This is a genomic window from Hydrogenophaga pseudoflava, from assembly GCF_031020795.1.
Lineage (GTDB): Bacteria > Pseudomonadota > Gammaproteobacteria > Burkholderiales > Burkholderiaceae_C > Hydrogenophaga > Hydrogenophaga pseudoflava_A.
The window spans coordinates 83,460-108,689 of the sequence record NZ_JAVHJP010000007.1 but is presented as its reverse complement, the minus strand read 5'-3'; the positions used below and the strand labels follow the sequence as shown (position 1 = coordinate 108,689).

Below are 25,230 nucleotides of genomic sequence, written 5' to 3'. Positions count from 1 at the left end.
TTGTCGCGACGCGAAACCTCCTGTCACCGTCGCTTCTCCGGCTCGCGGTGTCGGATCGGCGCCAATATCCGAGTGAATTGCTCCAGCTCCTCCGTAGAATGCGGCCGGGTGGACACCTCCCCCGCGCCCATCCCCTCCCCCGACAAAGGCCTCGAAGGCTGGCCCGACTGGTCCATCCTGGTCGTCGACGACGAACAGGGCATGCTCAACTTCCTGGTCAAGACGCTGGCTCCGCGCTGCCATTTCGTGATGAGCGCCACGAGCGCCGAAGAAGGCGCCGACTGGCTGCGCGGCCACCATGCGGACCTGGTCATTCTCGACATCTCGCTGCCGGGCAAGAGCGGTGTGGTCTGGCTCAAGGAGTTGCGCGAACAGGGCTTCAGCGGCGAGGTCATCCTGATCACCGCCTTCGCCGACCTGGACACCGCCATCGAAGCGCTGCGCGCCGGCGCATCGGACTTCATCCTCAAGCCCTTCCGCGTGCCGCAGATCCTCAACGCGGTGAAGCACTGCTTCGAGCGTTCGCGGCTGCGGCGCGAGAACTTTGTGCTGCGCCGCGCCGTGGCCAGCTCCAACGGCCGCAACCAGGCGCTGGTGGGGGCGTCGGAGGCGATGCAGCGCCTGCGCGCCTCGGTGGCCCGCGTGGCTCCGGTGGACAGCACCGTGCTGCTGCAGGGCGAATCCGGCACCGGCAAGGAACTGGTGGCCCGCACCCTGCACGCCAACGGCCCGCGCGCCAACGGGCCTTTCGTGCCGCTCAACTGCGCCGCCGTCTCGCCCGAGCTGATCGAAAGCGAACTCTTCGGCCACGCGCGCGGCGCCTTCACCGGCGCGACCCGGGCGCGCGAAGGCCTGTTCCACTACGCGCAGGGCGGCACGCTGTTCCTGGACGAGGTGGCCGAACTGCCTCTGCCCATCCAGGCCACGCTGCTGCGGGCCATCGAGGACCTGAAGATCCGACCGGTGGGCAGCGAACAGATGGTGCCGCTGAACCTGCGCATCATGGCCGCCAGCAACCGCCGCCTGGCCGACGAGGTGGCCGCCGGCCGCTTCCGCAAAGACCTGTTCTTCCGCCTGCAGGTGGTGGAACTGACCCTGCCGCCGCTGCGCGAGCACAAGGCCGACATCCCGGCCCTGGTGCAGCACTTCGTGGAGCAGCTCGCGCCGGCGCTGGGCGTGGCGCCCCTGCAGATCAGCGCGCAGGAACTGGACTTTCTGGCGCAATACAACTGGCCAGGCAATGTGCGCGAGCTGCGCAACCTCATCGAGCGCTCGCTCATCCTCGGCTCGCTCAACGTGTCGGCGCTCTATCCCGGCGAGGCACCCCAGGCGCTGCCGACGGCAGGTGCTGGCACCCTGGACCTGGCCACGCTGGAGAAGCGGCACATCCTCAGCGTGCTCGACTCGGTGCAGGGCGACAAGACCCGCGCGGCCGAGTTGCTGGGTGTCTCGCGCCGCACGCTGGAGCGGCGCGTCTCGGAATGGGGTTACGGCTCCGCCGCGGACCACGGCCGCTGATGAGACTGCCCACGCCGCGCTGGCTCGCCACCTCGGTGCGCAACAAGCTGCTGGCCATGGCGCTGCTGCCACTGCTGGTGGTGTTCCCACTGCTGGTGCTGGCGATCGCGGTGTGGAGCAGCGTCACCTACGACCGCCTGCTCATCACCAAGGTGCGCAGCGACCTGGCGGTGGCGCGCGGCTATTTCGACCAGACACTGGCCGAGGTGGGCAGCGGCACGCGCGGCGTGGCACGTTCGCAGCGCCTGCTGCAGGCCATGACCGGGGGCGATCTGGCGGCACGCCTGGCCGCCGACCGGCGGGAGCTCGGGCTGGACTTTCTGCTGCTGATCCGCCAGGACGACCCGCTCGCCCGCCTGCCCGCCAGTGTGGCGCCGCTGCTGCCGACCGGCACACCGATGCCGGCCAGGTCCGCGCAGATCGTGCGCCTCTCGCGCGACGAACTCGCCACGCTTGCGCCGCAGCTGCTGCCGCGGCTGAGCATCCCGCTGGTGGCCACGCGCAACGCCGCACCTGACGCACGCAGCACCGAAGACCGGGCGCTGGTGCTGCTGGCGCTGCAGCCGGTGCTGGATGCCTCGGGTCAGCGCAAGGCGCTGCTGGTGGGTGGCCTGCTGCTCAACCAGAACCTGGATTTCATCGACCACATCAACCGCATCGTCTACCCCGAAGGCGCCCTGCCCTTCGGCAGCGAAGGCACGGCCACGCTGTTCCTGGACGACGTGCGCATCACCACCAACGTGCGGCTGTTCCAGGACCAGCGCGCCATCGGCACCCGCGTCTCTCAGACCGTGCGCGACCGGGTGCTCGGCCAGGGCGACACCTGGCTCGACCGCGCCTTCGTGGTCAACGACTGGTACGTCTCGGCCTACGAGCCGCTGCTGGACGCAGCCGGCCAGCGCGTGGGCATGCTTTACGTGGGCTTTCTCGAATCGCCCTTCCGCTGGGTGCGCCACGCCATGCTGGCCGTCATGGGCCTGATTTTTCTGGCCGTGATGGCGGTGTCGGCCTGGCTCTCGGTGCGCTGGGCGCGCAGCATCTTCCGCCCGGTGGAGCAGATGAACCGCACCATGCAGCGCGTGGAGGACGGCGAGAGCGCGGCGCGCGTGGGACCACTGCCGGCACGCGACGAACTCGGCGCCCTGGCCGGCCACCTGGACCAGCTGCTCGACGTGATCGACGACAAGACCACCGCGCTGCGCCGCTGGGGCGAAGAGCTGGACCAGAAAGTGGCCGAACGCACGCGCGAGCTGGAGGAGAGCAACGCCTCGCTGCGGCTGGCGCAGCAGCAGCTGGTCAAGAGCGAGAAGCTCGCCGCCATCGGCCAGCTCACGGCCAGCATCGCGCACGAGATCAACAACCCGATCGCGGTGATGCAGGGCAACCTCGACCTGATCCGCGAGGCGCTGGGTGTGCATGCGCTGCCGCTCAAGCCCGAACTGAAATTGCTGGACGAACAGATCGAGCGCATGCGCCTGATCGTGACCCAGCTGCTGCAGTACGCGCGCCCCACCGAGTACGCCGGCTACGTGGAGGCGCTGGACCTCAACCGCACCGTGCACGACTGCCTGGTGCTGGTGGCGCACCTGCTGGCGCAGACCCGCATCGAGGTGGTGCGCGACCTGCAGGCCACACAGCGCGTGGGCCTGAACCGGCAGGAGCTGCAGCAGGTCATCATCAACCTGCTCATCAACGCCATCCAGGCCATGCCGCAGGGCGGCACGCTGCACCTGGCGACACGGGACTGGGCCGACGAACACGGCGCGCGCGGCGCGCTGCTGCAGGTGCAGGACTCCGGACCGGGCCTCGCCCCCGGTGTGGCCGAGCGGCTGTTCCGGCCCTTTTTCACCACCAAGAACGACGGCAACGGCCTTGGGCTATGGATCAGCCTGGGACTGGTGGAGCGCTACGGCGGCGGCATTTCCGCGGGCCACCGCGAGGACGGGCACAGCGGTGCGGTGTTCCGCGTCCGCCTGCTGACCGAGCCGCAGGCACCGGCGGCGGTGAACACACGGGACGGACGGCCCGGCGGCTGAGCAGGGGGCATGCGCCGCTCGTGGTCACTGCAGCGCGGGAAAGCCCAGCCTCGTCAGCACGTCGGCCACGAGTCGGGAACCACCCCACCACAGCAGCACCACCGACACCGCGGCGACCAGTGTCGCCAGGTGACCGGCCAGCAGCATCAGCCCGTCCCGCAGGCGCAGGCCCCAGGCCGTCAGCACCATGGCCAACGCGGGCAGCACGTTGTCAAAACTGATCACAGGCACAGGAACCACCATGGACACGCCCGCCACCGACAGCATCAGTCCGTTGAACCAGCGCGCGGAATGGCGGCTCAGGCCCAGCCAGCGCGGTCGCCCCAGGCGCGCCACCAGATGGATGACACGGGCGAGCATGCGGGTCAGCAAATCCCGGACACGGTCGTTCAGCGTCCGCTCGCCCAGCCAGGCCGGCAGGGGTACCGACCGGCCAGCACAGAGCCCGAAGGCGATCACTAGACAGAACACCCCGACGGCCGAGCCCATGCCCGGCAGCGCCACCGGGAACAGCAGAGGCATGGCCAGCAGCGCCAGCCAGACCAGGCGCTGCCGGCTGTCGCGACCCACCGTGTCGGCCAGAGTGCCTCCCATGGCCGAGAGGTGGACCTCCGCCATCCGCGCCACGGCACTGCGCCGCCGGTCCTTGCGAAGCTCGGATCGGGTGGTGGGGGAAGGGGATTGGACAGTCATGCGGGTCACGCGAGACGGTGGTTTCGATGAAGCCACCATCCTCGGTACTGTGCCTTGCTGCGGCGCGCGGTACAAGGAGCCAGAGCCGAAGATGCGGATCGAAAAAAACTGAACGCACCGCGGGCCGGGCGACTCACACTTCTTCCACTTGACCACGCCCGACATGCCGGCACCTCCCTTCGATCCTGCATCGCCCCTGCTGTTCGTCGTCAACGCCGGTGCCGGAGCCCAGGACGTGGACGCCAAGCGGGCAGTGATCGAATCGGCCCTGGCCGCGCACGGTCGCCTCGGCGAACTCCGGGTCTGCCAGCCGGCCGAGTTGCCCAGCGTGGCGGCCCAGGCGGCGGCGGAAGCGGCGGCGCGGGCTTCGGCGGTGGTTGCGGTGGGCGGCGACGGCAGCCTGAACGCGGTGGCACAGGCCGCGCACGCGGCCGGCTGCGCCATGGGCGTCATGCCCTACGGCACCTTCAACTACTTCGCGCGGACCCACGGCATTCCCAGCGATCCGGCCGCGGCGGCCCAGCTGCTGATGAACGCACGCCCGCAACCGGTGCAGGTGGGCGCCATCAACGACCGGGTGTTCCTGGTCAATGCCAGCCTGGGCATCTATCCCGAGCTGCTGCAGGATCGCGAAGCCTTCAAGGCGCGCTTCGGCCGCAGCCGCTGGGTGGCCTTCGTGGCCGCCTGCGCGACGCTGCTGCGTGCGCAGCGCCGGCTGCGCCTGCACATCGAACAGGGCGACCGGGTGCGCGAGGTGAAAGCCCTGACGCTCTTCGTGGGCAACAACCGGCTGCAGCTGGAACAGATCGGCGCCGAGCCGGAGGACACCGTCCCTGGCGCGCCGGGACACGGCAGCATGGCCGCGCTGATGCTGCGCCCCATCGGCACGCTGTCCATGCTCGGCCTGCTGCTGCACGGCGCCATGGGACGACTGGGCGAGGCGGCCGGCGTGGAAAGTTTCGAGTTCCATCACCTGGTGGTCCGGCCACGGCGGCTGCCTGGCCGGCGCGAGGTGATGGTGGCCTTCGACGGCGAGGTGGCGCGCATGCGCGCACCAATCGACTTCCGCGTGCTCGACGAACCGCTCTACCTGCTGCAGGCCCAGGCATGAGCCTGCTGCTGCACCTCTCCGACACGCACTTCGGCACCGAACGGCCGCAGGTGGTGGCCGCCGTGCTGGACCTGGTGGCCCTGCAGGCGCCCGATCTGGTGGTGCTCTCGGGCGACATCACGCAGCGCGCGCGGCCGGACCAGTTCCGGGCGGCCAGGGCCTTTGCCGACCAGCTCGGCGCGCCGGTGCTGGCCATTCCCGGCAACCACGACATCCCGCTGCTGGACCTGCGGGAGCGCCTGACCCGTCCCTACGCACGCTACGCCGCCGCCTTCGGCCCCGAGCTCGAACCCGTGCACGCCTCGCCGGACTGGCTCGTCATCGGCGTGAACACCACACGCGCCTGGCGCCACCGCCACGGTGAGGTGTCGACCGAGCAGATTCAGCATGTGGCCAGGCTGCTGCGCCAGGCGGGCCCGCGGCAGCTGCGGGTGGTGGTGGTGCACCAGCCGATGGCGGTGCAAGAGGCCCGCGAACGCCCTCACCTGCTGCGGGGTCATCGCGATGCCCTCCGGGCCTGGGCAGCGGCCGGCGCCGATCTGCTGCTGGGTGGCCACATCCACCTGCCCTACACGCTCGCCCTGCACGGGCTGGAGCGCCGCCTGTGGGTGGTGCAGGCGGGCACCGCCGTGTCGTCGCGCGTGCGGCCCGGCGTGCCCAATTCACTGAACATCGTGCGCTGGGAACCGGCCCAGGGGCGCTGCAGCGTCGAGCGCTGGGACTACCTGGCGCGGGAACAGGCGTTCGTGTGCGTGCTCGCCACCACCCTGCAGGGGTGCAGGGACGGCCTCAGGCCATCAGGTCAAAACCCTGCGCTTCCACGCTCACGAACGCCGCCGTGAACCCGGCGAGCGCGGCATAGAACCGGGCCTTGGGATGGGCGCTGATGGCCTCGCACATCTGCGTAGCCCAAGGCTGGAGGTGGGTGCTGAAGAATTTCTGCTGCTGGGTGAGGTTGGCGACTTCCACGTCGTCGCCCGCGATGAGGTAGCGCATCACCTCGCACACGCAGGCGAAGTGGTCTTCCGTCTCGGGCATGGCCTCGTCGCGCGCCAGGCCGAGAGCGGCCAGGTCGCTGCGCAGCGCCGCGAGCGGCTTTTCATTGAGGAAGCCGCTGAGGTACCAGGAGCCGAACAGGTAGACCTCGGGCTTGCCCACTCCGCCGAACAGCGCGTCGTATTCGCGGGCCACCTGCTCGTCGCCGAGTTCGCGCACGGTGCCGACAAACTGGCGCCAAGGTTCTTCGAGGAAGCCGCCGGCCGCAGGTGCTTCCGTCACAGCCACGCGCAGCTGGGCCAGCAGCTCGGGGCCGGGCGGCGCGTAGTAAAGCGCGGCCAGCAGGCCATAGACCTCGGCGCGTGCGGTTTCTTCGTCGAGGGCGGATGAGACAGGGATCTGATCGTTCATGGCGGATACGGGCAATCGGTCGCTGAAAGGCTTCAAAGATCGGCGATCTTCGATTCGCCCGGGTTGGTGTAGATGTCCACCACACGGCAGTCGCCGCACATCTTCAGGCGCTCCAGCGCGTCGCCCTGGAACATGGCGTGGCCGCTGAGCTTGGCCAGCATGACCTCGATGCCTTTGAGCGTTCCGAAGGGTTTGCCGCAGCGCACGCACTGGTAGGGCTGCGCTTCATTCAGCACGCGCGGCTGTCGGCGTTCGTCGCTGAGCAGCAGGCGCGGCTGCAGGGTGATGGCCTTCTCGGGGCAGGTGGTGGCACACAAGCCGCACTGCACGCAGTTCTTTTCGATGAAGCGCAGCTGCGGGCGTTCGGCATTGTCCTGCAGCGCGCCGGCCGGACAGGCGCTGACACAGCTCAGGCACAGGGTGCAGGCGTCGCGGTTGACATTCAGGCTACCGAAGGGCGAGGCCGCGGGCAGCGCGATAGCGGCGTCTTTCGTGCGCGTGGCGCGGCTGGCGCTGTCCTGCAGCAGGTGGTCGAGCGCGAGGTCGAGCGTGGCGCGCTTTTCAGGCTGTACCGCGAAGCTGGCGGCCTTGGTGACGCCTTGCGCAGGCACTTCGCCCAGCTCGGCATCGAGCAGCGGCAGGTCGCGCGCGTCGCGCACTTCGATCAGTTTGAAGTGGCGGCCGCTGTAGCCCAGCGCCTGCACGATGGACTCGGCCACCGCCATCTGCTCGCGCAGGGCCTCGTGGTACTGCGGCGCCTCTTCGCCGGTCATCAGCACCCAGACCTGCGAGGCCCCATAGGCGAAGGCGGTGAGCCAGAGGTCGACGCCGGTGGAGGACGTGTGCCACAGCGGCAACGGGATCACGCGCGCCGGCACGCCGCGCACCGTCTTGTCGAGCTGGGCCAGACGCCCCAGGTCGTTGACCAGCGCCGCGCCAGCCTCCTGACTGTGCAGCAGCAGGGCGGCGTCCTGGCCGCCGGCCTTGGCATAGGTGGCCAGCAGGGTGCGCAGCTTGACGCCCTGCTCGCTGGCACGCGGGTAGGCGTAGCTCAGCGCGCCGGTGGGGCAGACGGTGGTGCAGGTGCCGCAGCCGACGCAGAGGTTGGGATTGACGACGATCTGGTGGCGTTTCAGATCGCTGCCGATGGCCGAGGCCGAGCACACATCCACACAGGCGCTGCAACCCACGCTCTGGTTGCGGCCATGGGCGCAGAGCTTCTGCTTGTAGGTGAAGAACTTGGGCTTCTCGAACTCGCCCACCAGGTCGCGCAGCTGGGTGACCGCGCGCACCTGGGCCAGAGCGTCGGCCGACGCGGGCAGGTGCACATAACCCTGTGGCAGCGCGTGCTGGGTGAAACCGGGCGCGTCGCGCAGGTCGAGCACCAGGTCGAAGGTCTCTTCGCGTTCCTGCGCCTCGCGCTGGAAGTTGATGGCGCCGACCGCTTCGCAGGCCTTTACACAGGCGCGGTGCGATTGGCAGAGCGACAGGTCCACCTGGTAGTCCAGGCCGATGGCGCCCTCGGGGCAAGCGGCGACGCAGGCGTTGCAGCGGGTGCAGAGGTCCAGGTCGATGGGGTTGCTGGTGCTGACCGCCACCTCGAACGCACCGAGCCAGCCGCGCAGGTTCTGCAGCCGGCCACCCAGTACCGGGTACTGCCGCGCTTGCTGCCCGCTGCCACCGGTGGGCAGCAGGGTCACATCCAGCGCATCACTGACCAGCGCCGCCAGGGCCTCGGCGCGCTCCAGCGGTCCGATGATGAGCAGGCGGCCTTCGCTGGTATAGGTGACGGTGGGCACCGGCTCCGGGTCGGGCAGGCGCGCCGCGGCCAGCAGGGCCGCCATCTTGGGCGTGGCCTGTTTCGCCTCGCGGCCCCAGCCACCGGTCTCGCGGATGTTCACGAAACGGATGGGTCGCACCGCCAGGTCCACCGCGCCTTCGGTCTGGGCCGAGAGCTCGTGGAAGAGGCGGCTTTCCTGCGTGCACGCGACCACCAGTTCGTCGCGGCTGCGGCAGGCTTTCTGAAAGGCGGGTGCGTCGCGCCGGCACAGCGTGGTGTGCAGCGTCAGGTCTTCATCCAGCACCTGACCCAGGGCCTTCGGGTCCAGGGTCATGGTCTGGTTGCAGTTGCAGATCAGCGTGGTCATCGTGGGTCTCGTGGGGGGCGGCCGCGTCTGGCGCGCGGGTGTCGTCGGTGGCCGTGGGCGCTGCATCGCTGGCAGCCGCTCCGGCCTTTTTCTGTGGCTGTTCCTCGGGGTCTTCGACCAGCTTCAGGAACTGGGCGCTGACCATTTTTGCCATCATCGCTGCGGGGATGGGTTCGGTCTTCGTGTAGTCGTCGATGTAGATGTCCAGCCCGTCCATCACGTTGAAGTGCGGGTCGGCAAACAGCTTCTTGACAGCGGCGTTGCGCACCTCCGGCGGCACGTCCTTGGCCACGAAGCGGCGGAAGTCGGAGGCGGGTGTGAGTTGCTGCGTGTCTTCCAGCGTGGGCGGCGGAGAAGCTTCGGCGATCCCGGACGCCGGCGGCGCGGCCACTGCTTCGCAAGGCACCACGGACGCCGGCGCCGCGGCCACTGCCACCGGTGGTGCCACGGGCGCGGCGGGTTCGGGCAACGGCTCGCCCGCACGGGCCTGGGCCTTGCGGCGCGACCAGCGCGAGAAGAATCCGTCGTCGCCGGACGTGCTCATTCAGGCTTGCGGAGGCGATCCGCCCGTTCGCGCGTGGCCTGCAGGAAGGCCTGCATCAGCGGACCGCTGTCGATCAGGCCCTGACGCGCCTCTGCGGGCAGCAGGTGGAATTCGGGGTGCCACTGCACGCCGAGCACGAAGCCCGGCCCCGTGCCGCGAATGGCCTCGATCACGTCGTCCTGCGGGCAGCGGGCCTCGACCACCAGCCCGTCGCCCAGGCGGTCCACGCACTGGTGATGGATGCTGGTAACGCAGTGCTGCGAGGAGCCGTACAGCCGGTCGAGCAACAGGCCGGGTTCAAAGCGCACCGCGTGCTGCAGCCGGTCGTAATGGGCCAGGTCCTGGTGCAGCACCGGACTGCGGCGCTGTGAAGGGATGTCCTGCAGCAGCGTGCCGCCGTGGTACACGTTGATCAGCTGCGCCCCGCGGCAGATGCCCAGGACCGGCTTGCGCGCCTCGATGAAGCCGCGCAGCAGCGCCAGCTCGTAGCGGTCGCGCACCGGGTCGCCCGCCCACTCGGGCCGCAGCAGCGTGCTGCCATAGGTTTCGGGACAGACGTCGACGCCGCCTTGCAGCACCAGGCCGTCGAGCAGGTCCACCACCTCGCTCGCGGGCACACGGTTGACCAGGTGGGGGCTGTCCTCGTCGACGAACGGCACCATGAGCGCGATCGCGCCGTGGGCCATGATCCAGTGCGCCATGGAACTCTCGAGAAACTGCAGGCGCTTCTGCGGCAGACCCAGCCCCGGGGGCGGTTCGTGCAGCAGCCGCGCACTGACGCCGATGCGCAGCATCATCGGGCTCCCTCGCCGCCACGGCGCGCAACCATCTTGTCGGTGCTCACCCGGGCCGGCTGGCCGAAGCGGTCGGTCAGCGGCTTGAAGCTGTCGGGCCGCTTGCGGCGCTTGGGTTCGACGTGGTGGTGCTCGGCCACAAAGGCCTGCAGCCATTCGACCACCTCGGGCGATGCGGGCACCTGGTCCACCTTTTCCTGCGCGTCGAGCCAGCGGCCGGCGTCGTGGTAGCTGAGCGTGGCGATCTGCGGCACGGCCATGGGTTCGCCGTCGACCAGTTGGCCCTCGTCGGCGCGCCAGAACACCCAGAAACAGGGCGAAGGGCTGTTGAGATTGAGGAAATAGCCTTCGGCGTCGTCGCGGTACAGCGTGGCGCGCAAGCCGGAGAACAACCAGTAGCGCGCACCCTCCACCGCGGCGGCGCCCGGCAGCGGCTGCACTTCCTGGGGCGCCCCGGCCACAGGCTCGCCCGCACCCACCGACACCTCGACGGGCGCCCCGGCCGCCATCACGTCGGCCAGCACCCAGCGCCACGGTTGCCAGCGTGCCATCGGGCCGCTGACAGGCTCACGCCGCATCACCACGTCCACCGGCAGCGACGGCCGGCCGGAGGGCGGCGGGGAAACTTGTGCATCGACATTCATAGGACAACGGACTGTACGCCAAGGCGATGGACGGCGGCATCAGCAGGGTGAATGACCAGATCGTCCTGTACGGGGGCCCCGCCTCGGTGTAACCTTTGTGAGTTTTCGCACAACAACACCCCATCTGCCCCTGCCCCGTCATGTCTTCAGCCCCGTCGTTGCTCGACCAGTGCTTTGATCGGGTGCTCAGGGAGGCCCCAGGCCTGCTGGGCCGTAGCCTGAACGCAACGGTGGCGGCGCTGCAGGACGAGGAAAACCAGAGCCGCGAGGTGGCCCAGCGGACACTGCTGGCCCGCGCCTGGTGGAGCCTGGAACGCCAGCGCAACCAGCTGAGTGCCCAGTTTCCCCTGCGCCTGCAGCATGCTTTCCAGCACGGCGGGCACGATGGCCCCACCTCGTCCATGGGGCGCATGTCCGACTCGTCCCTGCTGGCCCTGGTGGACGACAGCTCGGTCAACGAATCACTGGAAGCGGCTCGCATGCTGCAGATGCTGCTGCCGGTCGTCGAGCAGGCGCTGTCGATGGTGGACGCCCGCATGAGTTCGCTCATCGGCCTGGACACCGTGCACGCCGAAAAGAACCCGCTGCGGCCTTCGGTGTTCGTGCGCACGCTGCGCGACCTGATGGCCGAACGCGAACCCGACCCCCAGGTGCGCAGCCTCTGGATGAAGAAGGTCGTCCCCCCGCTGGCGAAGGAGTTGAGCCAGCTCTACGGCCAGGTAGCCCTGATGCTGCAGCAAGCCCGGGTGCAGGAGGCGGGCTACCGCATCCGCCTGGTGGCCGACGGCTCGCCACAGACTGCGACGCACCTGTCCACCCGGGGCTGGCTGGAGGAAGGCTCGCCCTCCGAACCGGCGGGGCTGGTCCCCTACCGAGACGGGCAGGACGCACCGGCGCCACCGATGTCGCTGCGCATGAAGGACCTGGCGCGCGCGCAGACGCCGCTGCAGCACGAGGTGCTGCAGGCCTTCATGGCAGGCGAACAGGCGGTCTTTGACCACCCCCTGGACAACGCCTACTTCGAACAGGTGCGGCAGGAACTGCACCACGTCGACCTGCTGGCGCGACTGCCCCAGCCCGCGCCCGAGGAACTGGAACAGGAGCGCACGCGCTACCGTGACCTGCCCGCGGTGGAGCGCCCGGCGCGACCGGTCGACGTGGCCTCACCGCTCGACGCGGACCAGTGGGGCGACTACGCCGCGCCACACGAACGCGCCCGCGTGCTGCTGGAACTCAAGCACCAGGCCGACAAGGTTTCGCAGGCGGTCGGGCTGGACGTGGTGCGCAAGCTGGTCACCCAGGTCTCGGGCGATCCGCTGCTGCTGGCGCCGGTGCGCGAGGCGGTGGTGGCCCTGGAGCCCGCGCTGCTGCGCCTGGCCATGGCGGAGCCGCGCTATTTCAGCCGCAGCGACCACCCGGCGCGCCTGTGGATCGAGGCGGTGGCCCAGCGCAGCTTCCGTTACAACGACGAGTTCTCGCCCGGCTTCGAGGCCTTCTTCGAGCCGGTGCGCGAGCAGGTTCGTGCGCTCAACGACAGCGGCTCGGCCGACGCCGAGCCCTTCGCCTCCGCCCTCGGCGGGCTGAAGGCGCAATGGGCGGACGAGGACGACGCGCAGGAGCAGCGCCAGCAGAAGCAGCTGGACGCACTGAACTTCGCGGAGCGGCGCCAGGAGCTGGCCGACCAGATCGCCTGGGAAATCAGCCACCGGCCCGACCTCTACGACGCGCCCGCCATCGTGCTCGACTTCCTCTACGGCTCGTGGTCACTGGTGATCGCCTCGGCCGAGCTGCAGCACCCGGACAAGGGGCCAGATCCGATGGGCTACCGCAAGGTCATCGGACACCTGCTGTGGAGCACGCGCAGCCAGGTGACCCTGCGCCAGCCGCGCCAGCTCATCGAGATCGTGCCGGGCATGCTGATGACCCTGCGCCGCGGACTGGAGAGCCTGGGCCAGTCACCCGACGAGACGAAGACCTTCTTCGACGCCCTGCTCAAGCTGCACGAACCCGTGCTGCGGCTGCGGCGCGCGCGCGCCCGGGTGGACGGACACGCCACCGCCCTCACGCCCGAAGTGAGCGATTCGGAACAGCAGGCACTGGCCACCCTGCTGGCGCCGGCCTCGCCCGAGCAGCAGAAACCCACTCCGCGCGAGCAGCCCTGGATGGGCGCGCGCGAACTGGCCAGCGCCGGGTTCAGCGAAACCATGCCGCTCACCCATGGCGGGGCCACGGAAGCGGTGGAGGTGGTGGAGGCATTCGCAGCGGTCGCGGGCTCCGCCGATGCGGAGGGGGGTCCGGATGCGGTCGAACCGGCGCTGCTGCTCACGCGCATGACCACCGGCTCGTGGGTCGACCTGTACTCCGGCGGCGAATGGCTGCGCGCGCAGTTGGTCTGGAGCAGCCAGAAAGCCAGCCTGTTCATGTTCAACAGCCTTGGCGGCCGTACCCACACCATGACGCGCCGAAGCTGCGAGAAGCTGATGGCCAAGCGCTGGCTGCGCCTGGTCGAAACCCGGCCGGTGATGGCGCGGGCCCTGAACCAGGTGGTGGCCGCCGAAGCGGAGGCCGGCGCTCAGTAGGTTTCCAGGTGCAGGCGGCCTTCGCGCTTGAGTGCGGCGCCGACCTCGTCCCAGTCGAGTCCGGCGCCAGTGGCGATGTCGCGCAGCGCCAGCACCACGCCCTCCTCCATGGCCTTGAGGCCGCACACATAGAAGCAGGCGTTCGGGTCCTGCAGCAGGGTCGCCAGGTCGGCCGCGCGCTCGCGCATCGCGTCCTGCACGTAGCGCTTGGGCTGGCCGGGCGTGCGGCTGAACGCGAAGTTGCTGTCGATGAAGTCCTTGGGCAGGCTCTGCAGCGGGCCGAAGTACGGCAGTTCTTCCTGTGTGCGGGCACCGAAGAACAGCATCAGCTTGCCGCTCTCGAACTTGCCGCTGGCGCGAAGGCGGCGACGCCACTCGGTCATGGCGCGCATGGGGGCCGAGCCGGTGCCGGTGCAGATCATGACGATGCTGGACTTCGGGTGGTTGGGCATCAGGAAGCTGGTGCCGAACGGTCCGATCACCTGCACCTGGTCGCCCACCTGCAGGTCGCACATGTAGTTGCTGGCCACCCCGCGCACCGGCTGGCCCGAATGGTCTTCGAGCACGCGCTTGATGGTCAGCGAGAGGTTGTTGTGGCCGGGGCGCTCGCCGTTGCGCGGGCTGGCGATGCTGTACTGGCGCGCGTGGTGCGGCCTGCCCTGCGCGTCGAGGCCGGGCGGCACGATGCCGATGCTCTGGCCTTCGAGCACCGGGAACGGCATGGACCCGAAGTCGAGCACGATGTGGTGGGTGTCGTAGTCCTTGCCGACCGCCGTCACACGCAGGTTGCCGGTGACGGTGGCGGTGACGGTCTTCTGCGCGGCCTTGGGGCCGTAGAGGTTGGCGTAGGCGTGGGCCGCACTCCAGGGAGGGATGCTGGCACCGTATTGCGCCGAGTTGAAGGCGGTCTGGCCGGTGGGGTCGGTGGCCGGTGCGGGCTCGGGTTCGGTCACGGCCTGGGCCACAGGCTCACCCGCGTCGGCGGCTGCCGCGGCGAGATCGGCCGACGAGAGTTCGGCGGGCAGCACGTCCCAGCCGAGCTGCTCTTCAAGCGAGTAAGCCCTGGCGCGCACCACACGGCGGTAGTTGTCGATGGAGCCGGTCGGGCACGGCGAGATGCAGTCGTTGCACCAGTTGCACTTGCTGACGTCGACCACGTAATTGCGCGAGTCGTGGGTGATGGCGCCGACCGGGCAGATCGATTCGCAGGTGTTGCAGCGGATGCAGATCTCGGGGTCGATCAGGTGCTGTTTGATGACGGCGGCTTCCAAGGGGGCGTTCATCTGGGTCTCCGTTGCTGTTCTCGTAGCGCTCTATTGTGTTGCTGGTGTTGACTTCGTAGTGGCACCGCGTGAACCCGGGTGGCTGACTCTGTTCGTGTCTGGCGTGTCTCCGTGGTCACGCCGCATGGGCCGAGGCGACCGGCTCCGTTCGTGTCCCCCGCCGGCCTGCGGCCGGCTCCTCCTTGACCTCACTGCGCCGGTCACCCCAACCCATGCTCACTGGCGAGCGAAGAAGGAACAGAGGAAACGAGAAACCAACCAAGCGTCCGGCGGGCGTGCCTTAGTCCAGAGATGCGGTGGAACCGGCTTCGCCGGGCCACTCGCATCGTCCCCCCTTCAAGCGCCGAAGGCGCGCCAGAAAGGGGGGAAGCCGCGCAGCGGCGCAGGGGGGTTATCCAAAACGCACATATTCGAAGTCCACCGGCTGGCGGTTGATGCCCATCACCGGCGGCGCGATCCAGTTGGCGAACTTGCCCGGCTCGACCACGCGGCCCATCAGCGAACCGACGTAGGCGCGGTCGGTGTCGGAGGGCAGCCACTCTTCCACGCGCTGGTTCCACTCGTGGTCGCTCACCACGCGGCCGTCCGGGCTGACCTTGACGCCGGCCAGGGTGCCGATGTTGCGGTGGAAGGCCTTGTGCGGCACCTTCAGGCGGAAGTCGATGCCGGCCTTTTCGATGATGCGGTTCCAGCGGTCCACGCCACCGACCGAGTCCTTGATGTAGTCGTCGCGCAGTACTTCGTTGAGCGCGTTGAGCATCGGCACGTCCTTCTCGACCAGGGTGCCGTTCTCCACCGCGAGGATCTTGTAGGTGTTGCCTTTGAGCACGTGGTCATCAGTGCGCTTGCCCTCTTCGTAGCGACCCTTGAGGCCGGAGCTGTAGAAGGTGGCGGCGTTGGACGACTGGTCGGCACCGAACAGGTCGATGGTCACCGAGAAGTGGAAGTTGATGTAGCGCTGGATGGTCGGCAGATCGATCACGCCGGCGGCGCGCAGCTTGCCCACGTCGTCGGTCTTGAGTTCGTTCATGGCCGCGCAGGTGCGGCTGATGACGCGGCCTACGCCGGACTCGCCCACGAACATGTGGTGCGCCTCTTCGGTCAGCATGAACTTGGTGGTGCGGGCCAGCGGGTCGAAGCTGGACTCGGCCAGGGCGCAGAGCTGGAACTTGCCGTCGCGGTCGGTGAAGTAGGTGAACATGAAGAAGCTCAGCCAGTCGGGCGTCTTCTCGTTGAAGGCCTGCAGGATGCGCGGGTTGTCGGCGTTGCCGCTGTTGCGCTCCAGCAGGGCCTCGGCCTCTTCGCGGCCGTCCTTGCCGAAGTACTTGTGCAGCAGGTAGACCATGGCCCAGAGGTGACGGCCTTCTTCCACGTTCACCTGGAACAGGTTGCGCAGGTCGTACTGGCTGGGGCAGGTCAGGCCCAGGTGGCGCTGCTGCTCGACGGACGCCGGCTCGGTGTCGCCCTGCGTGACGATGATGCGGCGCAGGTTGGCGCGGTGCTCGCCGGGCACGTCCTGCCAGGCGGCTTCGCCCATGTGGTCACCGAAGTGGATCTTGCGGTCCTGCTCGGCCGGGTTCAGGAAGATGCCCCAGCGGTAGTCGGGCATCTTGACGTGGCCGAACTGCGCCCAGCCCTGCGGGTCGACGCTGACCGCGGTGCGCAGGTAGACGTCGAAGTTCTGCGAACCGTCCGGCCCCATGTCCTGCCACCACTGCAGGTAGTTGGGCTGCCAGTGTTCCAGCGCGCGCTGCAGCGTGCGGTCTTCGCTGAGGTTGACGTTGTTGGGGATCTTCTCGCTGTAGTTGATGCCGGACATGACAGGTCTCCTGCGGGTGGTTGGATGGTGGAGCGGGGCTTCTTCAATCGGGGGTGCGGCGGAACCGGCTTTGCCGGGCCGCTCGCGCCGCCCCCTGGGGGGTGACGCGCGCAGCGCGGCGCAGGGGGGGCGTCAAACCCTGTTCCAGTCAAAGGCGGCCTTGTCGCCCTTGCCGTAGACCTTGAGCGCACCCTTCTCGCCGACAGCGTTGGGGCGCTGGAAGATCCAGTTCTGCCAGGCGGTCAGGCGGCCGAAGATGCGGGTGAACATGTTTTCCTTCTGGGCGAAGCGCAGATTGGCCTCCAGGCCGGTCAGTGCGTCGGGCGACATGGCGGCGCGCTCTTCCAGCGCCAGGCGGATCTCGTCGGCCCAGTCGATGTCGTCGGGCGCAGCGGTCACCAGGCCCAGCTTCAGGGCAGCGTCGCCGTCCAGTGCCTGGCCGATGGCACCGCGCGCGGCTTCCATCGGCGCAGCCTCTTCGTAGAAGCGGCGCTGCAGGCGGCTCTGGCCGTTGACCATGGGCAGGTAGCCGAAGTTCATCTCGCCCAGGGTCAGCACCGGCTGCTTCTGTGGCTCGTCGGGCAGCACCAGCATGTAGGCGCGATCGGCACAGAAGGCCAGCTCGGCCAGCGTGCCGGCGAAGCACGAACCCGGCTCCAGCAGCGCGAACAGGCTGCGCGAGGACACGTCCAGGCGGGCGAAGGTGCGGCGCAGGTGGCCGATGGTCTCGTTGACGAACCAGTGGTCCTTGTTCGCCAGCATCAGCGCGTCGTTGGCCAGCACCGCGGCGCTGTCGCCTTCGGTCTTGAGCAGCCAGGTGCCGATGTCCAGTTCGTTGGTGCGCATGTGCAGGATGGCGTCGTCCAGCTCGCGCACCATCTGCAGCGCGTACCAGTTCGCGCCCAGGGCCTCGATGCCGGCGATGTCGGTCGGCTGCGCACCCTGCGGTGCCTTGACGGTGAAGGTGGCGGTGCGCTTGGCGCGGTCGATCTCGACCGACACGTTCGTGTAGGCCAGACGGTCGGCCTCGATCGTGCGGTTCAGCGGGGTCAGCGCGACGGGTTGGGCGCCGGCGGCACCGCGGTGGCTGCCGGCGGCCAGCTTCTCGACGCGCTCGCGGACCGCCTGCGGGAACACCGCCGGTTTGGCCACCGCATCGACCAGGCGCCAGTCCACCGCCTTCTGGCCGCGCACGCCTTCGACACTGGTGCAGAAGATGTCGGCCAGGTCGTGGCGCACGTGGCGCTTGTCGGTCACGCGGGTCAGGCCGCCGGTGCCGGGCAGCACGCCCAGCAGCGGTACCTCGGGCAGGCTGACCGCGCTGGAACGGTCGTCCACCAGCACGATTTCGTCGCAGGCCAGGGCCAGTTCGTAGCCGCCGCCGGCGCAGGCGCCGTTGAGCGCGGCCACGAACTTCAGGCCGCTGTGCTGGCTGCTGTCCTCGATGCCGTTGCGGGTTTCGTTGGTGAACTTGCAGAAGTTAACCTTCCAGCCGTGGCTGGAGAGGCCCAGCATGAAGATGTTGGCGCCCGAGCAAAACACGCGGTCCTTGAGGCTGGTGACCACCACCGACTTCACCTCGGGGTGCTCGAAACGGATGCGCTGCAGCGCGTCGTGCAGCTCGATGTCGACGCCCAGGTCGTAGCTGTTGAGCTTGAGCTTGTAGCCGGGGCGCAGGCCGGCGTCTTCGTTGATGGCCAGCGAGAGCGTGGCAATGGCGCCGTCGAACGACAGGCGGATGTGCTGGTAGCGGGACGGATCGGTCTGGTAGTCGACGCGGGGGGCGCTAGCGGTGGCGGTCATGGTGGTCTCCTGGGTTCTGGGCGTTGGCCGGTCGGGGTGCACTGGAATTCCGATGGATGTGAATAATAGTGCATGTGTCGAGGCGCAGTCAAAGGCAATTTAATGCATACATCCCCGTGTTTACCCGAATGCCCGGGTCAGGTGGGCAGCTTGAGCAGCTGGCGCACCTCGCGCCGCAGCTTGGCAAAGCTTTCTTCCAGCGGCTGGGCGCTGGTGTTGAAGGCCAGGTCGGCCTTGGAATAGAACGCCGCCCGCCCTTCCAGGATGCGCTTGAGGTCTTCCATGGCCTCGCGGCTGGCCGCCATGGGACGCATGTCGCCCTGCGCCGCCACCCGGCCCATGTGATCGGCCGGGTCGGCCTGCAGCCAGACCGTGGTGCAGTGCTGCAGCAGCAGGTTGAAGTTGGCCGAGTCGGCGACCAGGCCGCCGGGCGTGGCGATCACCACCTCGGGATAGATCTGGATCGCCTCTTCCAGCGCGCGCCGCTCGTAGCGGCGGTAGGCGTTGGCGCCGTAGAGGTTGTGGATCTCGCTGATGCTGCAGCCGGCGAACTGCTCGATCTCGCGGCTCAGTTCGATGAAGGGGAAACCCAAGTCATCGGCCAGGCGCTGGCCCAGGGTGGACTTGCCGGCGCCGCGCAGCCCGATCAGCGCCACGCGCGCCAGCCGGCCCTGCGCGTCCACACCACCGCCGGCCCCCAGCAGCTCCACCAGCGCCACCCGCGCGCGGCGCAGGTCGGACTCGTTGCGGCCCTGCAGCAGCTCGCGGATCAGCAGCCATTCCGGTGAGGAGGTGCTCACATCACCGATCAGTTCGGCCAGCGAGCAGTGCAGCGCCTGGGCCACCTGCAGCAGCACCAGGATGGAGGCGTTGCCGGTGCCGTATTCGAGGTTGGCCAGGTGCCGCTCGGACACATCGGCCGCAATCGCCACCGCCTTGCGCGTCATGCCCTTGCGCGAGCGCAGATTGCGCACCCGCTCGCCCAGCGCCACCAGAAACGGGTGGCGCTCTTCCTCGTCAGAGGGCGCGGCGGCGGGTGCTGCAAAGGTCTCGGTGCTGGTCATGGCGCGGGCGCCTTTCGTCTGTTGGCGGGGGCGGCTGCGGGTAAACCCCAGCCAGCGGCGTCCCCACAAACATGCACTTTACTGCATACTGCACCGGACGCAAGATAGTGCATTTATACCGTCAATCCCCCGCCGCGACCACGGCAAAAACGCAAAGCGCTGCATCTTCCGACCATGAGCACACCCGACATTCCCCTGCTTCAGAACTTCTTCGCCGGCCGCTGGCAGAGCGGCCATGGCCACGGCACCACCCTGCGGGACGCGGTCACCGGCGAAGCCCTGGTGCGCGTCGACAACACCGGCCTGAACCTGCACGAAGGCTTCGCTTTCGCCCGCGAGCGCGGTGGCGCCGCGCTGCGCGCCATGAGCTACGGCCAGCGCGCCGCGATGCTGGGCGAGGTGGTCAAGGTGCTGCAGGCGAACCGCGACGCCTACTACGACATCGCCACCCGCAACTCCGGCACCACCAACAAGGACTCGGCGGTCGACATCGACGGCGGCATCTTCACCCTGGGCTACTACGCCAAACAGGGCGAGGCCCTTGGCGATGCGACATGCCTGCTCGACGGCGAGCGCATCCGCATGGGCAAGGACCCGCTGTTCCAGACCCAGCACGTGCTGAACCCCACGCGCGGCGTGGCGCTGTTCATCAATGCCTTCAACTTTCCGAGCTGGGGCCTGTGGGAAAAGGCCGCGCCGGCCCTGCTCTCGGGCGTGCCGGTAATCGTCAAACCCGCCACCGCCACCGCCTGGCTGACCCAGCGCATGGTGGAGGATGTGGTCAAGGCCGGCGTGCTGCCCGAAGGCGCACTGTCGGTGGTCTGCGGCTCCTCGGCCCACCTGATGGACCAGCTGCAGCCCTTCGACGTGGTCAGCTTCACCGGCTCGGCCGAGACGGCGCGCCTCATCCGAAGCCACCCGGCTGTTGCGGCTGCTTCAGTGCGCTGCAACATCGAGGCCGACAGCCTCAACAGCGCCCTGCTCGACCCGTCCGCGACGGTGGACAGCGAGGCCTTCAAGCTGATGGTCAGCGAGGTGGTGCGCGAGATGACCGTCAAGAGCGGCCAGAAGTGCACCGCCATCCGCCGCATCTTCGTGCCGCTGGAGCTGTTCGACGACGCCGCCGAGGCGATCTCCGCCAAGTTGGCCAAGGTCACCGTGGGCAACCCGCGCAACGAGGACGTGCGCATGGGCGCGCTGGTGAGCCAGGAACAGAAGCGCAGCGTGCTGCATGGCATCGAGGCCCTGTGTCACGAGGCCCTGGTGCTGTTCGATGGCAGCGAGGTGCCGCTGGTCGACGCCGACCCCGAGGTGTCGGCCTGCGTCGCCCCGACGCTGCTGGGCCACCGCGACCCAGGCCAGGCCAAGCTGCTGCACGAGGTCGAGGTATTCGGCCCGGTCGCGACCCTGATGGCCTACGAGGACGAAGACGAGGCCTGGGACCTGGTCCGCCGCGGCGAGGGCTCTCTGGTGGTCTCTGTCTACAGCGAAGACCCGGCCTTCATCGCACGCGCCGCCGCCGAACTGGCCGACAGCCACGGCCGCGTGCACGCCATCAGCCCCGACGTGGCCTCCAGCCAGACCGGCCACGGCAACGTCATGCCCATGAGCCTGCACGGCGGCCCCGGCCGCGCGGGCGGCGGTGAGGAACTCGGTGGCCTGCGGGCGCTGGGCTTCTACCACCGCCGCAGCGCGGTGCAAGCCAGTGGCGCGGCGCTGGACGCGCTGGCCGCCACCGCGACCATCCTCAAATACTGAAGTCCGCCAGAGACGCACGACAGGAGACAAGCCATGAGCCAGAAAGAGACCACCCCGCCGCCTGAGCGCTTCAACTTCGCGCGCCACCTGATCGAGACCAACGCCGGCCGCGCAGACAAGACCGCGCTGATCGACGACGCCGGCCGCATCACCTACGGCCAGCTGGCCGACCAGGTGCAGCGCTGCTCGGCCGCGCTCACGGCGCTGGGCCTGCGCCGCGAAGACCGCGTGCTGCTGCTGATGCACGACTGCAGCGACTGGGTGGTGAGCTTCCTGGGCGCGCTGCACGCGGGCGTGGTGCCGGTCTGCGTGAACACCCTGCTCACCGCCAAGGACTACGCCTACATGCTGGCCGACAGCCGTGCGCAGGCGGCGTTGGTGTCCGCGGCCCTGCTGCCGACGCTGCAGACCGCGATGTCCGATGGCAAACACGAGGTGAAGCACCTGATCGTCTCGCGCAGCCAGGGCCCGCTGCCCGAGGCAGCGTGCGACTGGGCGCAGCTGGTGGCGTCGAGCCAGCCCGGCGCTGGCGCGGACACGCATGGCGACGAGCCTGCGTTCTGGCTCTACTCGAGCGGTTCCACTGGCGCACCCAAGGGCACGGTGCACACCCAGGCCAACCTCTGGTGGACCGCCGAGCTTTATGGCAAGGGCGTGCTGGGCCTGCGCGAGAGCGACACGGTGTTCTCGGCCGCCAAGCTGTTCTTCGCGTACGGCCTGGGCAACGCGCTGTCGTTTCCGCTGAGCGTGGGCGCCAGCGTGGTGCTGATGGCCGAACGGCCGACCCCGCAGGCCTGCTTCCAGCGCATGACGCAGCACCAGCCCACGGTGTTCTGCGGCGCCCCGACGGGCTATGGCGGCATGCTGGCCGCGCCGGACCTGCCCGCCCAAAGCGCGGTGGCACTGCGCCTGTGCTCCTCGGCCGGCGAGGCGCTTCCGCGCGATATTGGCGAGCGCTGGACCGCCCACTTCGGCTGCGAAATCATCGACGGCATCGGCAGCACCGAGATGCTGCACATCTTCCTGTCCAACCGCCCCGGCGACGTGCGCTACGGCACCACCGGCAAACCGGTGCCCGGCTACGAGGTGCAGCTGCGCGACGAGGACGGCAGCGTCATCACCAGCCACAACCAGATCGGCGACCTCTACATCCAGGGTCCGAGCGCCGCACTGATGTACTGGAACAACCGAGGCAAATCGCGCGACACCTTCCAGGGCCCCTGGACCAAGAGCGGCGACAAGTACCTGCGCGACCCCGATGGCTACTACACCTACGCCGGCCGCAACGACGACATGCTCAAGGTCAGCGGCATCTATGTCTCGCCCTTCGAGGTCGAGGCCACGCTGGTGCAGCACAGTGCCGTGCTCGAGGCCGCGGTGATCGGCAAGAACGACGATGAGGGCCTGACCAAGACCAAGGCCTTCGTGGTGCTCAAACCAGGCCAGCAGGCCACCGAGGCCGAGCTGCAGGCCTTCGTGAAAGAGAAGCTCGCGCCCTACAAGTACCCGCGCTTCATCGAGTTCGTGGGCGAGCTGCCCAAGACCGCCACCGGCAAGATCCAGCGCTTCAAGCTGCGCGAGCTGGAGAACCAGCGCCTGTTCGTCCGCCGCTGATTCGTCGGCCGACACCGCCTGTCCGGCCAGTGACACATGCCCCGGGTAAACCCGGGCGCCGCACGCTTGATCTGGTTTCCGTTCATAACGAAACTCGCCGGCTTCCGGAGACAAACACAGGGGTCGGGATGATTCGCAAATGGCTGGGGATGGGTGTGTGGATGCTGGCTACGGCGGCCGCGCACGCCGGGGACGAGGGCGTCACGCCCACGGAAATACGGCTGGGCGCCTCACAGGTGCTCTCCGGTCCGCTCGGGCCGCAGACCCTGCAATACGGCGAAGGTGCCCGGCTGCTGTTCGACGCGGTCAACGCCGCGGGCGGCGTGCATGGCCGCAAGATCGGCTTCACCACCCTGGACGACGGCTTCGACCCGAAACGGGCGGTGGAGAACACGCGCAAGCTGATCGACGAGCAGAAGGTGTTCATGCTGTTCAACAGCTCCGGCACCGCCCAGACCGCCGCGGTGCTGCCCCTGCTCAAGGAGTCCGGCACCATCCTGTTCGGGCCGGTGACCGGTGCCTCGTCGATGCGCGAGGGCGTCAACCCGCACCTGTTCCATGTGCGCGCCGGCTACGCCAACGAGACCGAGCGCATCTTCTCCCAGCTCAAGCAGATCGGCGTGACCCGCGTGGCCTTCTTCTACCAGGACGACGGCCTGGGCAAGACACTGCTGGGCGAGGTCAAGAAAGCCTCTGCCGCGATGAACCTGCCGCTGGCGGCCGAGATCAAGGTCGACCCGACGGCGCCGGACTTTGCCGCTGCCGCGGCGGCCACCGCGCAGGCCAACCCTCAGGCAGTGATCGTGGGCACCGCGGGGTTGACCTTCCCCCACTACGTGAAGGCCGTCGGCGCCACGACGGCGCGTCCCACCTTCTACGGCTACTCGGTCGCCAGCCTGGACGTGATCAACCGGGAGCTGAAGGAGAAAGCGCGCGGCATCATCCTCGCGCAGATCATGCCGTCGCTGCGCAACACCACCATCCCGGTGGTGGCGGAGTACCTCAAGCTGCTCAAAGACAAGAGCCCCGATGCCGCGCCGTCGGCCTCACAGTTCGAGGGCTTCGTGCACGCGCGGCTGCTGGTGGAAGGCCTGCGGCGCACCGGCCGGGACCTGAGCACCGCGTCGTTCACCCGCACCCTGGAAAGCGCCGGCGAAATTGCGTTTGGCCGCTTCACCGCAAAGTACTCGCCCAAGTCCCACAACGGCTCCGACTATGTGGAACTGGCCATCATCGATGGCCAGGGGCAACTGAGGTACTGAGCCGGCGCCTGTCGGACTCAGGTGTCCTTGGATATCTTGATGGTCGGGAACTTGCTGGAGAAGTCCTTGGCCTTGGCCGCGATCTTGATCGCCACCTGGCGTGCCACCGTCTTGTAGATGCCGGCGATCTCGCCTTCGGGGTCGGCCACCACGGTCGGCCGGCCGCTGTCGGCCTGCACGCGGATGCCCATGTTCAGCGGCAATTCGCCCAGGAAGTCCATGCCGTACTCGGCCGCCATCTTCTTGCCGCCTTCGGCACCGAAGATGTGTTCCGTGTGGCCGCAGTTGGGGCAGCAGTAGACGGCCATGTTCTCCACGATGCCCAGGATGGGCACGCCCACCTTCTCGAACATCTTGATGCCCTTGCGCGCGTCCAGCAGGGCGATGTCCTGCGGCGTGGTCACGATCACGGCGCCGGTCATGGGCACGCGCTGGCTCAGCGTGAGCTGGATGTCGCCGGTGCCCGGGGGCATGTCGACGATCAGATAGTCCAGGTCCTTCCAGTTGGTCTGGCGCAGCAGCTGTTCCAGCGCCTGCGTGGCCATGGGGCCGCGCCAGATCATGGCCTCGTCCTTGTCGATCAGGAAGCCGATGGAGATCACCTGCACGCCGTAGTTCTCCAGCGGCTCCATGGTCTGGCCATCGGTGCTCTCGGGCCGGCCTTCGATGCCCATCATCATGGGCTGGCTGGGGCCGTAGATGTCGGCGTCCAGGATGCCGACCTTGGCACCCTCGGCAGCCAGCGCCAGCGCCAGGTTGACGGTGGTGGTGCTCTTGCCCACGCCGCCCTTGCCCGAGGCCACGGCGATGATGTTCTTCACATTCGGCAGCAGCTGAACGCCACGCTGCACCGCGTGCGCAATGATCTTCACCTGCATGTTCACCGACACGTTCTCCACGCCCGGGACGCTCTTGGCCGCCTCGATCAGCGCACGGCGCAGCGCCGGGATCTGGCTCTTGGCCGGGTAGCCCAGTTCGACGTCGAAGGACACGTCGCCGCCATCGGCCTGCAGGTTCTTCAGGGCCTTGGTGGACACGAAGTCCTTGCCGGTGTTGGGATCGGTCACCGCCTGAAGGGCGGCAAGCAGCGCTTGGGTGTCGACGGCCATGAAACGGGCTCTCCGGGGTGCTGGGGTGGGGTATGAAGAATCGCA

At 68.6% G+C, this 25,230-nt stretch carries 19 protein-coding genes; 8 read left to right on the top strand and 11 right to left on the bottom strand.

Annotated elements, in window-relative coordinates; genetic code table 11:
* Positions 1 to 108 precede the first annotated feature (108 nt).
* Together RCO38_RS20690 and RCO38_RS20685 are read left to right on the top strand one after the other, a co-directional pair.
* Entirely contained in the window at positions 109 to 1,518 is a 1,410-nt protein-coding gene (locus tag RCO38_RS20690) for a sigma-54-dependent transcriptional regulator (protein ID WP_308330335.1), read from the top strand.
* Complete coding sequence (locus tag RCO38_RS20685) at positions 1,518 to 3,554, top strand: sensor histidine kinase (RefSeq protein WP_308330334.1); 2,037 nt, start codon at positions 1,518 to 1,520, stop codon at positions 3,552 to 3,554. Before RCO38_RS20690 ends, RCO38_RS20685 begins: the two co-directional genes overlap by 1 nt.
* A 24-nt stretch (positions 3,555 to 3,578) precedes the next feature.
* Here the strand turns inward: RCO38_RS20685 and RCO38_RS20680 are convergent, their stop codons facing one another.
* Positions 3,579 to 4,247, bottom strand: a complete 669-nt coding sequence (locus RCO38_RS20680) for an exopolysaccharide biosynthesis protein (RefSeq protein WP_308330333.1) — start codon at positions 4,245 to 4,247, stop codon at positions 3,579 to 3,581.
* Positions 4,248 to 4,410: 163 nt separating this feature from the next.
* Between RCO38_RS20680 and RCO38_RS20675 the strand changes: the two genes are divergently transcribed.
* Positions 4,411 to 5,358 (top strand): diacylglycerol/lipid kinase family protein, encoded by a 948-nt coding sequence (locus RCO38_RS20675; RefSeq protein ID WP_308330332.1) that lies wholly within the window; start codon positions 4,411 to 4,413, stop codon positions 5,356 to 5,358.
* Positions 5,355 to 6,200, top strand: coding sequence for a metallophosphoesterase family protein (locus RCO38_RS20670; RefSeq protein ID WP_308330331.1), 846 nt, complete (start codon positions 5,355 to 5,357; stop codon positions 6,198 to 6,200). The genes RCO38_RS20675 and RCO38_RS20670 overlap by 4 nt, the downstream gene beginning before the upstream one ends.
* On the opposite strand, the gene RCO38_RS20665 is transcribed toward RCO38_RS20670, so the two are convergent.
* The 5 genes from RCO38_RS20665 to RCO38_RS20645 are packed head-to-tail and all read right to left on the bottom strand — an operon-like array spanning position 6,148 to position 10,894.
* Positions 6,148 to 6,765, bottom strand: a complete 618-nt coding sequence (locus RCO38_RS20665; protein ID WP_308330330.1) for a TorD/DmsD family molecular chaperone — start codon at positions 6,763 to 6,765, stop codon at positions 6,148 to 6,150. The two genes, RCO38_RS20670 and RCO38_RS20665, sit on opposite strands and share 53 nt — an antisense overlap.
* A 32-nt stretch (positions 6,766 to 6,797) precedes the next feature.
* Positions 6,798 to 8,879, bottom strand: a complete 2,082-nt coding sequence (locus RCO38_RS20660) for a 4Fe-4S binding protein (protein ID WP_308330433.1) — start codon at positions 8,877 to 8,879, stop codon at positions 6,798 to 6,800.
* Positions 8,839 to 9,456: a DUF3306 domain-containing protein gene (locus tag RCO38_RS20655; RefSeq protein WP_308330329.1), complete on the bottom strand. Its 618-nt coding sequence runs from the start codon at positions 9,454 to 9,456 to the stop codon at positions 8,839 to 8,841. The genes RCO38_RS20660 and RCO38_RS20655 overlap by 41 nt, the downstream gene beginning before the upstream one ends.
* Entirely contained in the window at positions 9,453 to 10,253 is an 801-nt protein-coding gene (locus tag RCO38_RS20650) for a gamma-glutamyl-gamma-aminobutyrate hydrolase family protein (protein WP_308330328.1), read from the bottom strand. The genes RCO38_RS20655 and RCO38_RS20650 overlap by 4 nt, the downstream gene beginning before the upstream one ends.
* Positions 10,250 to 10,894 (bottom strand): DUF3305 domain-containing protein, encoded by a 645-nt coding sequence (locus RCO38_RS20645; protein WP_308330327.1) that lies wholly within the window; start codon positions 10,892 to 10,894, stop codon positions 10,250 to 10,252. The genes RCO38_RS20650 and RCO38_RS20645 overlap by 4 nt, the downstream gene beginning before the upstream one ends.
* Before the next feature lie 140 nt (positions 10,895 to 11,034).
* Here RCO38_RS20645 and RCO38_RS20640 point away from each other — a divergent pair, with 140 nt between their 5' ends.
* Positions 11,035 to 13,473, top strand: coding sequence for a DUF1631 family protein (locus tag RCO38_RS20640; RefSeq protein WP_308330326.1), 2,439 nt, complete (start codon positions 11,035 to 11,037; stop codon positions 13,471 to 13,473).
* Here the strand turns inward: RCO38_RS20640 and boxA are convergent.
* From boxA to RCO38_RS20620, 4 genes are all read right to left on the bottom strand, one after another.
* On the bottom strand, positions 13,467 to 14,756 hold the full coding sequence (gene boxA / locus RCO38_RS20635; RefSeq protein WP_308330325.1) for a benzoyl-CoA 2,3-epoxidase subunit BoxA: 1,290 nt from the start codon (positions 14,754 to 14,756) through the stop codon (positions 13,467 to 13,469). The two genes, RCO38_RS20640 and boxA, sit on opposite strands and share 7 nt — an antisense overlap.
* A 391-nt stretch (positions 14,757 to 15,147) precedes the next feature.
* Entirely contained in the window at positions 15,148 to 16,575 is a 1,428-nt protein-coding gene (boxB, locus tag RCO38_RS20630) for a benzoyl-CoA 2,3-epoxidase subunit BoxB (RefSeq protein WP_308330324.1), read from the bottom strand.
* 132 nt (positions 16,576 to 16,707) lie between these two features.
* Positions 16,708 to 18,378, bottom strand: a complete 1,671-nt coding sequence (gene boxC / locus RCO38_RS20625) for a 2,3-epoxybenzoyl-CoA dihydrolase (RefSeq protein ID WP_308330323.1) — start codon at positions 18,376 to 18,378, stop codon at positions 16,708 to 16,710.
* A 137-nt stretch (positions 18,379 to 18,515) separates the two neighbouring features.
* Complete coding sequence (locus tag RCO38_RS20620; protein ID WP_308330322.1) at positions 18,516 to 19,442, bottom strand: helix-turn-helix transcriptional regulator; 927 nt, start codon at positions 19,440 to 19,442, stop codon at positions 18,516 to 18,518.
* Positions 19,443 to 19,616: 174 nt separating this feature from the next.
* Here RCO38_RS20620 and RCO38_RS20615 point away from each other — a divergent pair, with 174 nt between their 5' ends.
* The 3 genes from RCO38_RS20615 (at position 19,617) to RCO38_RS20605 (ending at position 24,076) form a co-directional block, all read left to right on the top strand.
* Entirely contained in the window at positions 19,617 to 21,200 is a 1,584-nt protein-coding gene (locus RCO38_RS20615; protein ID WP_308330321.1) for a 3,4-dehydroadipyl-CoA semialdehyde dehydrogenase, read from the top strand.
* A 33-nt stretch (positions 21,201 to 21,233) separates the two neighbouring features.
* Positions 21,234 to 22,814 (top strand): benzoate-CoA ligase family protein, encoded by a 1,581-nt coding sequence (locus tag RCO38_RS20610; protein WP_308330320.1) that lies wholly within the window; start codon positions 21,234 to 21,236, stop codon positions 22,812 to 22,814.
* A 128-nt stretch (positions 22,815 to 22,942) separates the two neighbouring features.
* The gene (locus RCO38_RS20605; RefSeq protein ID WP_308330319.1) at positions 22,943 to 24,076 is read left to right on the top strand and encodes an ABC transporter substrate-binding protein; all 1,134 of its coding nucleotides are present in this window, start codon (positions 22,943 to 22,945) and stop codon (positions 24,074 to 24,076) included.
* A gap of 17 nt (positions 24,077 to 24,093) precedes the next feature.
* Here the strand turns inward: RCO38_RS20605 and apbC are convergent, their stop codons facing one another.
* Positions 24,094 to 25,185, bottom strand: coding sequence for an iron-sulfur cluster carrier protein ApbC (gene apbC / locus RCO38_RS20600; RefSeq protein WP_308330318.1), 1,092 nt, complete (start codon positions 25,183 to 25,185; stop codon positions 24,094 to 24,096).
* Positions 25,186 to 25,230: the final 45 nt, after the last annotated feature.

Excerpts from the sequence above, each read along its gene's own strand:
- RCO38_RS20650 (WP_308330328.1), bottom strand. The coding sequence starts at position 10,253 with ATGATGCTGCGCATCGGCGTCAGTGCGCGGCTGCTGCACGAACCGCCC.
- RCO38_RS20660 (WP_308330433.1), bottom strand. The coding sequence starts at position 8,879 with ATGACCCTGGACCCGAAGGCCCTGGGTCAGGTGCTGGATGAAGACCTG.
- RCO38_RS20615 (WP_308330321.1), top strand. The coding sequence starts at position 19,617 with ATGAGCACACCCGACATTCCCCTGCTTCAGAACTTCTTCGCCGGCCGC.
- RCO38_RS20655 (WP_308330329.1), bottom strand. The coding sequence starts at position 9,456 with ATGAGCACGTCCGGCGACGACGGATTCTTCTCGCGCTGGTCGCGCCGC.
- boxB (WP_308330324.1), bottom strand. The coding sequence starts at position 16,575 with ATGTCCGGCATCAACTACAGCGAGAAGATCCCCAACAACGTCAACCTC.
- RCO38_RS20605 (WP_308330319.1), top strand. The coding sequence starts at position 22,943 with ATGATTCGCAAATGGCTGGGGATGGGTGTGTGGATGCTGGCTACGGCG.
- RCO38_RS20640 (WP_308330326.1), top strand. The coding sequence starts at position 11,035 with ATGTCTTCAGCCCCGTCGTTGCTCGACCAGTGCTTTGATCGGGTGCTC.
- RCO38_RS20610 (WP_308330320.1), top strand. The coding sequence starts at position 21,234 with ATGAGCCAGAAAGAGACCACCCCGCCGCCTGAGCGCTTCAACTTCGCG.
- RCO38_RS20665 (WP_308330330.1), bottom strand. The coding sequence starts at position 6,765 with ATGAACGATCAGATCCCTGTCTCATCCGCCCTCGACGAAGAAACCGCA.
- RCO38_RS20670 (WP_308330331.1), top strand. The coding sequence starts at position 5,355 with ATGAGCCTGCTGCTGCACCTCTCCGACACGCACTTCGGCACCGAACGG.
- boxC (WP_308330323.1), bottom strand. The coding sequence starts at position 18,378 with ATGACCGCCACCGCTAGCGCCCCCCGCGTCGACTACCAGACCGATCCG.
- RCO38_RS20685 (WP_308330334.1), top strand. The coding sequence starts at position 1,518 with ATGAGACTGCCCACGCCGCGCTGGCTCGCCACCTCGGTGCGCAACAAG.
- RCO38_RS20680 (WP_308330333.1), bottom strand. The coding sequence starts at position 4,247 with ATGACTGTCCAATCCCCTTCCCCCACCACCCGATCCGAGCTTCGCAAG.
- RCO38_RS20645 (WP_308330327.1), bottom strand. The coding sequence starts at position 10,894 with ATGAATGTCGATGCACAAGTTTCCCCGCCGCCCTCCGGCCGGCCGTCG.
- RCO38_RS20620 (WP_308330322.1), bottom strand. The coding sequence starts at position 19,442 with ATGACCAGCACCGAGACCTTTGCAGCACCCGCCGCCGCGCCCTCTGAC.
- apbC (WP_308330318.1), bottom strand. The coding sequence starts at position 25,185 with ATGGCCGTCGACACCCAAGCGCTGCTTGCCGCCCTTCAGGCGGTGACC.
- boxA (WP_308330325.1), bottom strand. The coding sequence starts at position 14,756 with ATGAACGCCCCCTTGGAAGCCGCCGTCATCAAACAGCACCTGATCGAC.
- RCO38_RS20675 (WP_308330332.1), top strand. The coding sequence starts at position 4,411 with ATGCCGGCACCTCCCTTCGATCCTGCATCGCCCCTGCTGTTCGTCGTC.